Below are 12663 nucleotides of genomic sequence, written 5' to 3'. Positions count from 1 at the left end.
GCTAGACCTCCATGACGACCGGGATGATCATCGGCCGCGTGTGCGTCTTGTTCCAGAGAAGGTTGGAGAGCGAGTTGCGGACGCCGCGCCTGAGCGCGTCGACGCTCGCCCCGTCACCAGCCATGAGCTTGGTGACCTGGGAACGGACCGCCTCGCGCCCCTCGGAGGCGAGCAGGCCCTCCGCCGAGGAGGAGAGGCCGCGCCCGAGCACCTCGACGGCGCTGACGGAGCCCCCGCGCTTGGAGACGACGACGCTGGCGGTGATGACGCCGTCGGCGCCGAGCTTCTGGCGGTCGCGCAGGACCACGGGGTTGGCCTCGGTGACGGTCCCGCCGTCGACGTAGACGACGCCGGACTCGACGGCGCGGCCGCGACGGACCTTGTGCTTGACCATCTCGAGCGAGTCGCCGTTGTCGAGCACGAAGACGTGGCTGGCGGGCACGCCCATCTGGACGCCGAGCTCGGCGTGGGCGCGCAGGTGCTGGGCCTCGCCGTGGACCGGCATGAAGTAGCGCGGGCGCGCCATGGCGAGCATGAGCTTGAGCTCCTCCTGGCTCGCGTGGCCGGAGACGTGCACCGTGCCCTTCGACTTGTCGTAGATCTCGCAGCCGATCTTGGAGAGCTCGTTGATGATCGACTGGACACTCTTCTCGTTGCCGGGGATGGGCGTGGAGGAGATGATCACGGTGTCGGACTCGTGGATGGAGAGCGACTTGTGCTCGCCGGTCGCCATGCGCGCGAGCGCGGAGAGCGGCTCGCCCTGGCTGCCGGTGCACAGCACCACGACCTTCTCGTCCGGGATGCGGTCGACGTCGTAGGCATCGATGATGTCGTCCTCGGCGATCCTGAGGTAGCCGAGCTCGCGCGCGACCCGGGTGTTGGTGAGCATCGAGCGGCCCGTGACGACGACCTTGCGGCCGACGGCCACCGAGGCGTCGCAGATCTGCTGGAGGCGGTGGATGTGGCTCGAGAAGGCGGCGACGAAGACGCGGCCCTTGGCGTTCTTGATGACGTGGCGCAGGTCGCGGCCCACCGCGGCCTCGGAGGGCGTGAAGCCCGGCCTGGTGGCGTTCGTCGAGTCCGAGAGCAGCAGGTCGACGCCCGAGGCGCCGAACTTGTTGATCGCGTGGAAGTTGGGGCGGCGGCCGTCGATCGGGGTCTGGTCGAACTTGAAGTCGCCGGTGTGCATCACCGTGCCGGCGGGCGTGGACATGAAGATGCCGAACGCCGCGGGGATGGAGTGCGTCATCGAGAAGAACGTGATCGTGAACGCGCCGAGCGTGATCGTGGTGCCGTCACTCACCTCGCGCGTCTTGGGGTTCTTGATGTTGTGCTCGTCGAACTTGCCCTGGATGATGCCCAGGGTGAGCTTGCTCGAGTAGATGGGGACCTTGCGGGTTAGGTCGGCGAGGAGGTACGGCAGGGCGCCGGTGTGGTCCTCGTGACCATGCGTGATGATGATGCCGCGGAGCTTGTCCTCGTTCTCGAGCACGTAGGTGTAGTCGGGAAGGATGAGGTCGATGCCGGGCTGGGCCTCGTCGGGGAACATGAGGCCGGCGTCGACGAGGACCATGTCGTCTCCGTACTCGAAGGCGGTCATGTTCTTGCCGATGCCGGCCAAGCCTCCCAGCGGGATGATCTTGAGCGCGATGTCTTTCTTGGGCATTCCGGGGTGGATCCTTTCGTCGGCTTATGGCTATGTCAGACGGCCCGTGGCCGTGCCAATTCGCATATGGTTCGATTGTAAACGAGAAGCACGTCGACCCAAGAGGTTCCACGATGGTTCCACGGGAGCACGAGGCCCGAGAAGAACCCTCAGCCTCACCCTTCAGGTAAGCGCCCCAGCCGACTGACAAAGCGGCCCGGGTGTTCCGGAGAGAAGTTCCGCGAAGCGCACTTCTCGTAGGAACACCCGGGCCGCCCTTACACGTCAGAGGATGACGTCGCGCTAGGCTCCGTGGTGACGACGCGGGCGCGGACGCTCGTCGCCGCCGTTGTCGCCGGGACGACGGCGCGGACCACGGTGCTCGCGGTGGCCGCCCTTCTCTCCGCCCTCGTGGGAGCGGCCGTGGCCGGAGCCGGCGGGAGCCTCGGGCTTGTCGATGCGGTCGAGGCTGATCTTGCCCTTCTCGTCGACCTCGAGGACGCGGACCTTGACCTCGTCGCCGATGTTGAGGACGTCCTCGACCTTGTCCACGCGGCCCTGGGCGACGCGGGAGATGTGGAGCAGGCCGTCCTTGCCGGGCAGCAGCTCGACGAAGGCGCCGAAGGGCTGGATGCCCACGACGCGGCCGGTGTACTCCTCCCCCACCTCGGGGACCTTGACGATGGCCTTGATGCGCTCGGCCGCCGCGTCGCCGGCACCGCCGACGCCCGCGATGAAGACGGTGCCGTCCTCCTGGATGTCCACGGTGGCGCCGGTGTCCTCCTGGATGCCGCGGATGACCTTGCCGCCGGAGCCGATGACGTCGCGGATCTTGTCCGTGGGGATCTGGAGGCTGATGATCTGGGGCGCGGACTCCTTGGTCTTCTCGCGCACGGAGGGCACCGCGTCGAGCATGGCGTCGAGGATGAACATGCGGCCCTCGTGCGCCTGCATGAGCGCGGAGCGCAGGATCTCCGGCGTGAGGCCGGTGGCCTTGTTGTCCATCTGCATGGCGGTGATGCCCTTGGTGGTGCCGGTCACCTTGAAGTCCATGTCGCCGAGGAAGTCCTCGAGGCCCTGGATGTCGGTGAGGACGACGGTCTTGCCCTCCTCCTGGATGAGGCCCATGGCGACGCCGGAGACGGGGCGCTTGATGGGCACGCCGGCGTCCATGAGGGCGAGCGTGGAGCCGCAGGTCGAGCCCATCGAGGAGGAGCCGTTGGACTCCATGACCTCGGAGACCACGCGGATCGTGTAGGGGAACTCGTCCTCGGACGGGATCACCGGGAGCAGGGCGCGCTCGGCGAGGTTGCCGTGGCCGATCTCACGGCGCTTGGGGCTGCCCATGCGGCCGGTCTCGCCGGTGCAGAACGGCGGGAAGTTGTAGTGGTGCATGTAGCGCTTGCCGTCGACGGGCTCGATGGTGTCGAGGCGCTGCCACTCGTTGAGCATGCCGAGGGTGCAGACGGAGAGCACCTGGGTCTGGCCGCGCTGGAAGAGGCCCGAGCCGTGGACGCGCGGGAGGTAGTCGCCCTTGACCATGAGCGGACGCACCTCGGTGGGCGTGCGGCCGTCGACGCGCTCGCCGGTCTCGACGACCATGAGGCGCATCGCGTGCTTCTCGAGGGACTTGAGCTCGACGGGGATGGCGCGGCTCCACTGGGCCTGCTCCTCCTCGGTGAACTCGGCCTTGATGGCGGCCTTGAGCGCCTCGACCTTGCCGATGCGGGAGAGCTTGTCGGCGTCCTTGAGGGCGGCCTCCATCTCGTCGTAGTGCGCGAAGACGCGGTCGTGGACCTCGGGGATGGGCTCGTCGAGGATGTACTCGCGGACCGGGAACTCGCCGTTGACCTCGCGGACCTTGTCGAAGAACTTCTTCTGCTCCGCGCAGAAGGCAGCGATGGCCTCCTGGCCGAAGGCCATGGCGGCGAGCATGTCCTCCTCGGAGATCTCCTCGGCGCCGGCCTCGAGCATGGAGATGAAGCCCTCGGCGCCGCCGAGCTCAAGGTCGAGGTCGGAGTTGTCGCGCTCCTCATAGGTGGGGTTCACGATGAACTCGTGGGTGTCGCGGTCGCGGCCGATGCGCACGCAGGCGAGCGGGCCCTCGAAGGGCACGCCGCCCACGGTGAGGGCCGCGGAGGCCGCCATGATGCAGATGGTGTCGACGGGGTTCACCTGGTCGGCCACCAGCGTGGTGGCGACGACCTGGACCTCATTGCGGAAGCCGGCCGGGAAGGACGGGCGCAGCGGGCGGTCGATCATGCGGGCCGTGAGGGTGGCCTTCTCGGACGGGCGCGCCTCGCGCTTGAGGTAGCCGCCGGGGATGCGGCCCACGGCGTACATCTTCTCGATGAAGTCGACCGTCAGCGGGAAGAAGTCGTAGTCCTTGCGCTCCTTGGAGACCACCGCGGTGAGAAGGACCGTGGAGTCGCCGCACTTGACGAGGCAGGCGCCGGTGGCCTGCTTGGCCAGCTCGCCGGTCTCGAGCACGTAGTGCTTGCCGTAGAGGTCGAACTCGTGTGTAACCTTAGCCATTTCTTTTCCCTTATCTCCGCCTGCCCCGTTGCAGGCGGGCCGTCTCGACGGCCTCCCGGCCGCCCGTCCGCGCTTCTCGCGGACAAACCAAAGAAGGGGCGCCCGCGGGCGCCCCTCCGAAGAACCGCTTTACTGGATGTTGTCGCGGATGCCGAGGCTCTTGATGAGGGTACGGTACTCCTCGATGTTGCGAGCCTTGATGTAGGACAGCAGGCGACGACGCTTGCCGACGAGCATCAGCAGGCCGCGACGGGTGTGGAAGTCCTTCGGGTGGACCTTCATGTGCTCGGTGAGGCCCTTGATGCGCTCGGTGAGCAGGGCAACCTGCACCTCGGCGGAACCGGAGTCCTTCTCGCCCTTGCCGTACTGGGCGACGAGCTCGGCCTTGCGCTCCTTGGAAACTGCCATGTCAAACCACCTTTCACATAGATTCGCCCCGAACTGGGATGGCCGTCAGGCAGTTGGCGGGCCACCAGGTACGGGGTACTGACCTGCGGTAGTGTAGCACAGCCGAACGGCGGACGTAAGGTCCTTCTCGCCTGCGCGGCTTCTCCACGACTGCAGGTCTCGTCTACCAGCGCTTCTCGATGACGTAGTCGCCGTTCCCGAGGAAGCCCGAGTGCTCGCGCACGTAGCGCTCGGCAGTGGACTCGTCGACGTTGTCGAGGACCACCTCGTCGGAGAGAAAGCCCTTCTTCACGACGCGGTAGGACCCTCCGAAGAAGCGCGCGCCCTTCTCGACGACGCGATAGTCTCCGGCGCCGAACGCCCCGGAGTTGTCCCTGACGTAGCGCTCGGCCTCATCGCGCGTGACATTGTCGAGCACGACCGTCTCGCCCCCAAAGGCGCCGACCTTCAGGACCTGGTAGTTGCCGCCAAAGAAGCCCATGACTAACCTCCTCGCTCTGATTCTTTCGCATTAGGCGAGCTGTGCAAGCCTGGCACGGAAGCCGTCCCAGTTCACGTACCACGCGAGCGCCGACATGATGACCCGCTCCGAGACGTAGGTCTCGAGGTACTCGTCCGCAGGCAGGTAGTCCTTGGTCCCGGTGTCGAGCTTGATCGCGTTGACCAGCCATGCCATGCACAGGAAGCTGCCCGCGCACGAGCGGGCGTTCATCGAGAAGACCGCCACGGCTATGGAGCCGAGCACGGGGTCCGCGTGGTAGAGCCCGCTCGACATCACGAGCCTCGTGAGCTCGGCGCAACGCTCGTTGAAATCCTCCGCGTGAGCATACATGGCGTCCGCGAGCTGGGCCGCGGCGGGGAGGCGACGGCCGGCGACGACGAGATGGTCGTGGAAGTTGTCCGACAGCACGGTGGCGGCGAGCGACGCGTCCTCGTCGAAGTGACCGTCGCCCCTGAACCCGGCCTTTCTTGCGAAGCCCACGAGCTTGTCGAACCCACGGTCGATGAGTTCCTCCTGCTCGGGGGTGTCGGCCCCGACCCCTCCGAAGGGAAGCTGAGGAGTGCGGTCGATGTCGCTGCGGAAGTCGCGGTAGTTGGTGAGCCACATGATCGCGGCGCAGACGCGTTCCTGCTCGGGGGTGGGGTCGATCGGTCCCTCCAGGGCCGATTCGACGAAGCTGGCCGCGGGCTCGAAGGCTCCCCCACTCGCCAGCTGGGAGAACGACAACGCGAGAAGGACCGTGATCGGGTCGTCGTTCACGACGCCGCTCTCGTTGGCATAGTTGCCGATCACGATCGCCCCGTTTGGCCACCCAGCGCGGGCGTTGTCCCGCACGGCCTCAGCGAGGCCACGCAGCCTCTCTGATTTGGCGGAAGCCGAGTCGAGAAGTCCCCACATGCTCGCGAGGTCGTCGAGCGCCTGGTCGTGCGTCTCCTCCCCGCTCGTATATCCGGCCTCCTTCGCGTGAAGCAGCGCGAAGCACATTCTGTGACGCATGAGCCCATCGTCTGCCATCGAAGCCCCCTTAGATCCGGTCTGCGTAGTACTCGAGCTGGCTCTGAGCCCTTCGAAGCGTCGCATCGATGCACGCGTACTGCTCGGCGGCCCTTCGGAGGTAGGTGACGAAGTCCTTGTTCGAGTCGAAGCCGCCCATCTTGGTCGAGAGGGCCGTCGCCTGGCTCTCCACGAGTTCCTTGCGCGCCCGGGCGGTCTCCACGTGCTCTCCGACACGCTCGCTCATGTCGAGCACGTAGCCCTTGAGGTCGTCCATCGTTGCCCCCTAACTCCTGAGTGCGTTGAGATAGTTGCCCATGTCGCTCGCAGCGCTGGACAGCTCGGCGGAGATAGACCTGAGCTCTTCCGCGGCCATGTCGACGGCCTGCGCCGCCTCCTCGCCGCTGCGGCTCCCAGCCAGCTCCCTCGACATCTCCGCGGCGATATCCTCGAGCTGCTGGGCGATGCTCATGGCGAACCCCGACCCGTTCTCGGTGTCGACCCGCGCCTGGGTCATGAAGTCGATCCTGTCTTGCACCGACATGCGTTCTCCCTTCACTAGATTTGAGACGAATACTCCTCGAGCTTCTCCTTGGCCCTCCAGATGATGTCGCCGGCATTCGAGTAGGACTCCCTGGCCCTGACCATGCAGTCGATGAAGTCCTGCACCTCGCCCCTGTCCGCGCCGGAGAACTCGTTGCAGAGATCGGCGATCTGCCCTTGAAGGGTCAGCTGCATCTGGACAAGTCGTGCGCTGTACCGTGAGAGCTCGTCGAGATAGCAGTCAATGAGCGCTCGCAGGTCGTTCATGGGACCACCCCCTTCACACGAGCCCGGACAAGATGCCCTCGCACCCACGGGCATCGAGGGGCAGATACGGAATGACGGTCGCCGGCTCCGAGCCGAAGACCGAGTCGCTCACGAGGGCGCGGTTCCTCCGTCCGCCCCAGGAGACAAAGGGACCGAGGAGATGGCGCGTCTCGGTCTCGTCGAGGCGCAGCAGGACCTTGGCGTCGAAGTAGCGCGCCCCGTCCAGACCCATTCCGTCTCGGCCGTCGAACGAGCTCGCCTTCTGCCACCAGGTGATGAAATGGACGCCGCGCGCGGGGCCGTCCTTGGCGAGACGTCCGACCTCGGGCGGCAGAGAGCCGGCCTTCTCCATGCACAGGCACACCAGATACACCCTGTCCGACTCCTCGCTACGCGAGGGAAGCTCGGCATAGAGCTCTCGGACCCTGTCGAGGAAGGCGCCGGCGTCGAGGGTCTGGACGGCAAGGCCGAGCGACTCCACGACGTGGGAGATCCCCGTAACGTGGTTTCGACGAGAGGTGTCGTGGTCACAGAGGTCGCAGACGACGAACTCGGCGTTGCCGAGCTCGTTGCCCCAGGCCAGAGAGATAACCGCCGCCTCGACCATGCCGATTGCGGCGTTGGACAGCCCGTCCTCCGCCTCGAGGCGGTCCTCACCTGCGCCGAAGACGGCGAGGTTTCGCCCGGGCTCGTCGGCAAAGTCGACGAGGAGGGGCGCGTCATCGACGGAGATCGTCTTCCCAAGCAGCAGCTGAGGGCGCTTCCCGCGCAGGGGGCGGAGAGCATCGACCGCGTCAACGAGACGAACCGCGCGGCTCCCGTCAAATACCGACGGCGCGGCGAACTCGGACTTTGCCTGATCCCACCACGAGCGCCTCAGCCGCGCGAGGAGGGCGTCGTCCGCCCAGGCGACCTGAACCTTGCGGTTGGAAGCCACCGCACCGTAGTCCAGGTTCACGATCGCCTCTCCCATCCTGAGGTCGGCCGCCGCCGTGTTGCCCATCCCGAGCGTCGCCTCCGACTCGCGCACCGAGTTGCGATGGGCGAGCCGGATTGGGGTCTGGGCGAAGATGTCGGAGTCCTTGCTGAGGTAGACGCCGCTGGCAATGGTCTGGGAGGCGAGGATGAAGTGGATGCCCGCCGCCCTGAACAACCTCGTCGAACGGGAGAGGAGCTCGACGACCTCCTTGGCCGTGCCCTTCTCCTCGAGCATCATCTGGAACTCGTCGATGACGACGACGATGCGAGACACGACCTCGCCCGTCTTCTCCCGATATTGTTTGAGGTTCTGCACGCCGGAGCGCTTGAAGAGCCGCATGCGCCTCTCATAGACCGCAAAGAGGTGGTTCAGGACTGCGATGCCGAAGTCGACGTCGGCCTCCAGCCCCAGGGCACGGGCATGCGGGAGGTACTCCTCGTGATCCACGTTGGAATACGCCTGCAGAGTTACCCCCTCCTTGAAGTCGAGCAGGTAGAGCTCAAGCTCAAGAGGCGAGTATCGTTGGCAGAGGCTGTGGACGATGACAGCTATGAGATTTGACTTTCCCTGGCCGACCGCACCGGTAACCAACGCGTTATGGCGCTGCTCCTTGTTGGAGCCCATGGTGATGCGCACGGTGTCGAGGCCGAAGCGGCCCACGGAGAAGGTGACCCCGTCCGTGGAGTCGGCATACCACATTCTGCCGAGGTCCTCGACGTCCGAGAAGAGCACGGGGTCGGCGGCGCGCGAGTCGACCCTGCGAAGCAGCTCCTCGCACGCGTCGACAATGAACTCGGCGGACACCTCGGGATCCAGGGCTCGGGGGTCAACGGCGACGCAGCGGTTCTTGAGGAAATCGAACTCCGCGTCGGAGGGCGAGACGATGAGGAAGCTCACGCCGGCTCCGGGCCCCGCACTGAGAAGAATCGAGAGGTCCTCCTTGGTGCGGTCGTCCAGGAGGTACATGTCCGCACAGATGACGACGAGCCGGTAGCTCTCGACGGCGCGCCCCGTGACGCGACGGAAGGAGACGAGGCTCTCCTCGCGACCCTGCATCACGTTGCGGACACCCTGGATGTGTCGCTTGAGGGACGCGATGTAGTCCGTGAGGTCACGCTCGGTGAGAAGCGTCCTCAGGAGATGGGCCTCCGAGAGAGAGGAGAACGGGGCCGCGACGCCACGAAGGCTGTAGTCGAAGAAGGCAAGCTCGAGGTCTCCCGGCGCCGTCCCACACAGGGCCTTGACCACGATCTCCTGGGCGATGCGCAGCGTTCGAGGCGTGAAATCCTCGTCAATCCAGATGTTGGCCGTCCCGACGCAATCCACCGGGACGCGAGCGCGTCCGAGCGAGATGGTGGAGGCGACGGCGAGCCTGTCGACAAAGCCTGACGCGCTCATGACGGCACCTCCCGTGGTCCCGATGCGACGATGACGTGCTGGGGTCGGAGCACGGAGCCGTTGAGGGCGTACCCCTCCCGGACGACCTCGAGAACCGCCCCCTCCTTCGCACCCGTCTTCGGGCGCGTCGAGACGACCCTCTGGATAGCGGGATCAAAGGAGGGGGTGGTAGGAATCCGCTCGAGACCGTAATGCGCGAGAATCTCCTCGAGCTCCTCGCCCAGCGAGCGTGCGAAGTCATCCTCGGATGCGTCGATGCGGTCGAGGAGCAGGATGAGCTCGCGGCACAGCGGCGCGAGGCGCAGGTCGTCGACCTGCGCCCTCAGCGCCTCGACTGCCCGCGCCTGGGCCCTGTCCTGCAAAAGCCTCCTGCGGAAGAGGTCCGTCAGCTCGTCGAGCCTCTGGGCGATCACCTCAGTCGCGCTGCTCCCCGCATCCATCGTCAACCACGCCGCTCGCTCGCCATGAGAGCGTTCCCTAGCGAGCCCCGAAGGTGGCGAGGATGAAGAAGCCGATCAGGATCATCCCAAGCTCGATCAGGAGACACCTCGTGCGGCCCATGGTCGCCATGAAGCAGTTGTTCGTGTTGGGACTGAGAACCTCGAAGCCGAAGGCGGCACCACTGTTGAGGAAGTTGATGACGCCGACGCCGAGAAGAAGCGCGAGGAGGCCGAGCAGCGGGCCGCCGATCAGGGTCGCGACGAGAACGACGCCCAGCACGATGCCGTTAGCGATGAGCGGCCTCTGGAAGTACTTCTCGTCTTCCTCCCGGCCGGCCTCATAGCCCTTGACACACTCGTCGAGAATGTCGAGCTGCTCCTTGTTGTACTGCTTGAACCAGTCGGAGGGCTCGGGAACCGCATCATAGATCTCGTGCACCTGGCTCCTCACGTTGTTCGTGTACTTTTGGAGCCGCTCGAAAGCCTCGCGGCGCGGGTTGAGCCCGACGGCCGAACCGGCCTCGTCCTCGAGGCGAATAATGTTGGGGACCTCCTCGTTCATGAGCTTCTCGATCCTCATGCTGGCGATCTTCTCCTGCGCCTCGCGGGCGTAGTCGTCGTTCTCTCGTGCGGTCGCGGTCTGGTACATGCGCTCGTACTGCTCGATCGCCTTGTCGATGTTCTTTTCCTTGTCGTGGAAGTAGTCGCCGCGGACGCCGTAGGCAGAGGGGTTGCCGGGGTCGATGAGCAGGAGCTCCTGGGCCGCGCGGTTCGCCTCGTCGTACTTGTTCTGGGACATGTAGATGATGGAGGCGAGGAACCATGCGTTGGGGTTGTTCGGCTGCTGGGCGAGCGTCTTTCCGAGCGCGAAGTCGGCCATGTCGATGTCGCCGTTGAGGAAGAGGCTGAAGGTCTCGTCGAGCCAGTCCTTCTCGTTGGGCTGGACCGTGGGCTGGTAGACGGGCTCACCGCTGTCCTGGAGGCTCTTGTCGTACTCGGCGCGCGCCGTCGGGTCGAGAAGGGTCGCCTCGGCGTCGGCGATTCGGGCCACGACCGCGCGGGCCTTGGCGCCGATCTCGCCGCCCTTGGGCACGCGGTCGGACCAGCGCGTCCTCTCGGTCTTGATGGCAGAGCGGATCTCGTCCTCGGTCGCCGTCTGGGCCACGCGGAGCAGCTGGTAGTAGTTCTGGTCGAGGACGTCGGCGATCTTACCGGAGGAGGCGTTGGCGCTCGGGGCAAGATCGGGCGCAGCGGCAGTGGCAGCCGGGGCCGCTGCGGCGACCGGCGCGCCGCACTTGGGGCAGAACTGAGTCCCTTCGTTCAGGGGGTTTCCACACTTCTCGCAGAACATGGGCATCTCCTTTGATCGTTGGCTACACGACGGATATTGCGTCTATCTTGTGCTGCAGGGTGTTGACCTGCGAATCACTGAGGTTCGAGGAGCGGTCGAGCTCGAACGTCCCGAGGGACTGGCCGGTGACGAGGTCGGTGAGCTCTATGTACACGGTCTGGTCGATGTCGTAGGCGTAGGTGACCTCGACCGGCGATTCAGCGGGGTGCGGCGGGAGGGGAAGCTCCCTCTGGCCGACGATGCGCACGTACTCGACCTCCGTGTCGTCGCCCTCCGTCACGCGCACGAGGACGCTGCTCTGCCCGTCGACGACGGTGTAGAAGGTCTGGGAGCACTTGGTGGGGATCTTCGAGTTGTGAGGGATGACGACGAAGTTCCGCTCGCGGTTCTCGACGACGTCGTTCGCGATGATGCCAAGGGACTGGGAGGTGACGTCGGAGACGAGGATCACAGGGGTCTCGTAGGCAGCCGCCTCGAGGTCCCCGGCGGGGACGAGGACGCCCTCCCCCGCCCCATCGACAGAACCCTGCGCGAGGGAGCGAGCATAGATCGCCGCCCCGATGGCGACCGCGGCGTCTGGGTTCACCTCGTGCCTGAGCTCCTTGCCGGAGATCTCCTCGAGCATGCTTCGCACCATGGGCATGCGCGTGGACCCGCCCACCATGAGGACGCGGTCGATGTCGTCCCAGCCCATGCCCTGCCCCTCGAGCAGAAGCTCGACCCGCTCGCGCGTCCGGGTGAGCAGCGACCTGGTGGCCGCCTCGAACTGCTCGCGCGTCAGGCGTACGCGATAGGTCTTCCCGTCAACGGTGAAGATCGAAGTGGCCTGGGCGACGTTCGTCAGGCTGCGCTTCATGACCTCGGCCTTCTCGTCAATCTCAGCGAGAAGCGCGTCGTCCTCGTACTCGTCGACGGGGCGTCCCTGGCGGGCGAGCTCCTCCTTGATCAGGCGGGCGAGCTCCCGGTCGAAGTCGTCTCCGCCGAGCTCGGGGTCGCCGCCCGTGGCGATGACGTCGAATCGCCCGTCGCGGATGTCGAGCAGCGTGACGTCGAACGTGCCGCCGCCGAGGTCGTACACCAGCACGCGACCGGCATCCCGCTCGTCGACGCCATATGCTATGGCCGCAGCGGTCGGCTCGTTGAATACCTGCAGGACGTTGAGGCCGGCCAGCTTGCCCGCCTGCTTGGTGGCCGTGCGCCGTGCGTCGTCGAAGTATGCCGGAACCGTGACAACGGCACCCTCGACCTTCTCGCCGAGGTCGAGCTCAGCGTACTGCTTGAGATACTTGAGGATGAGGGCGGAGACCTCCTCCGGGTGGAACTCGTTTCCGTTGAGCGAGTAGTACCGGTAGTCGGGGTCGCCCATCATGCGCTTGATCGAGCGGACGACAGCGCTCGGAGCCGCCGCGGCGGAGTTCTTCGCCATGGCACCGACCAGCGGCTCCTCCGTGCCTGTCTCGGTGCCGGGGAAGTAGACCACGGAGGGCGTCGTGTCCATCCCCTCGAGGTTGGGAAGCACGCGGGCGCCGACCCCGTCCTCGCTCACGGCGACGGCGGAGTAGGTGGTACCGAGGTCAATGCCGATCACTGCCATTCGAAGCC

General features: G+C 66.0%; 12 protein-coding genes. All 12 read right to left on the bottom strand.

Annotation, left to right across the window (positions count from 1 at the left end; translation table 11 throughout):
- Position 1: 1 nt before the first annotated feature.
- The gene (locus INF26_RS07165) at positions 2 to 1666 is read right to left on the bottom strand and encodes a ribonuclease J (protein ID WP_193530257.1); all 1665 of its coding nucleotides are present in this window, start codon (positions 1664 to 1666) and stop codon (positions 2 to 4) included.
- 282 nt (positions 1667 to 1948) lie between these two features.
- Entirely contained in the window at positions 1949 to 4180 is a 2232-nt protein-coding gene (locus tag INF26_RS07160) for a polyribonucleotide nucleotidyltransferase (protein WP_193530255.1), read from the bottom strand.
- Positions 4181 to 4309: 129 nt separating this feature from the next.
- Positions 4310 to 4588 (bottom strand): 30S ribosomal protein S15, encoded by a 279-nt coding sequence (gene rpsO / locus INF26_RS07155; RefSeq protein ID WP_193530253.1) that lies wholly within the window; start codon positions 4586 to 4588, stop codon positions 4310 to 4312.
- A 163-nt stretch (positions 4589 to 4751) separates the two neighbouring features.
- On the bottom strand, positions 4752 to 5069 hold the full coding sequence (locus INF26_RS07150) for a hypothetical protein (protein WP_193530252.1): 318 nt from the start codon (positions 5067 to 5069) through the stop codon (positions 4752 to 4754).
- 30 nt (positions 5070 to 5099) lie between these two features.
- Positions 5100 to 6104, bottom strand: a complete 1005-nt coding sequence (locus INF26_RS07145) for a hypothetical protein (protein WP_193530250.1) — start codon at positions 6102 to 6104, stop codon at positions 5100 to 5102.
- A gap of 10 nt (positions 6105 to 6114) precedes the next feature.
- On the bottom strand, positions 6115 to 6360 hold the full coding sequence (locus tag INF26_RS07140; RefSeq protein WP_193530248.1) for a hypothetical protein: 246 nt from the start codon (positions 6358 to 6360) through the stop codon (positions 6115 to 6117).
- Positions 6361 to 6369: 9 nt separating this feature from the next.
- Positions 6370 to 6627: a hypothetical protein gene (locus INF26_RS07135; protein WP_193530246.1), complete on the bottom strand. Its 258-nt coding sequence runs from the start codon at positions 6625 to 6627 to the stop codon at positions 6370 to 6372.
- A gap of 14 nt (positions 6628 to 6641) precedes the next feature.
- Positions 6642 to 6893 (bottom strand): hypothetical protein, encoded by a 252-nt coding sequence (locus INF26_RS07130; RefSeq protein WP_193530244.1) that lies wholly within the window; start codon positions 6891 to 6893, stop codon positions 6642 to 6644.
- 13 nt (positions 6894 to 6906) lie between these two features.
- Positions 6907 to 9270, bottom strand: coding sequence for an FtsK/SpoIIIE domain-containing protein (locus INF26_RS07125; protein ID WP_193530243.1), 2364 nt, complete (start codon positions 9268 to 9270; stop codon positions 6907 to 6909).
- A complete protein-coding gene (locus INF26_RS07120) occupies positions 9267 to 9683 on the bottom strand; it encodes a nucleotide exchange factor GrpE (protein ID WP_193530242.1) in 417 nt (138 codons plus the stop codon). The genes INF26_RS07125 and INF26_RS07120 overlap by 4 nt, the downstream gene beginning before the upstream one ends.
- A 64-nt stretch (positions 9684 to 9747) precedes the next feature.
- Complete coding sequence (locus INF26_RS07115) at positions 9748 to 11061, bottom strand: zinc ribbon domain-containing protein (RefSeq protein ID WP_193530241.1); 1314 nt, start codon at positions 11059 to 11061, stop codon at positions 9748 to 9750.
- A gap of 22 nt (positions 11062 to 11083) precedes the next feature.
- The gene (locus INF26_RS07110; protein WP_193530240.1) at positions 11084 to 12655 is read right to left on the bottom strand and encodes an Hsp70 family protein; all 1572 of its coding nucleotides are present in this window, start codon (positions 12653 to 12655) and stop codon (positions 11084 to 11086) included.
- Between the last annotated feature and the right edge of the window lie 8 nt (positions 12656 to 12663).

Origin of the sequence: Thermophilibacter gallinarum (assembly GCF_014982725.1) — a bacterium.
Lineage (GTDB): Bacteria > Actinomycetota > Coriobacteriia > Coriobacteriales > Atopobiaceae > Thermophilibacter > Thermophilibacter gallinarum.
This window is presented reverse-complemented; position numbering and strand designations above follow the sequence as displayed.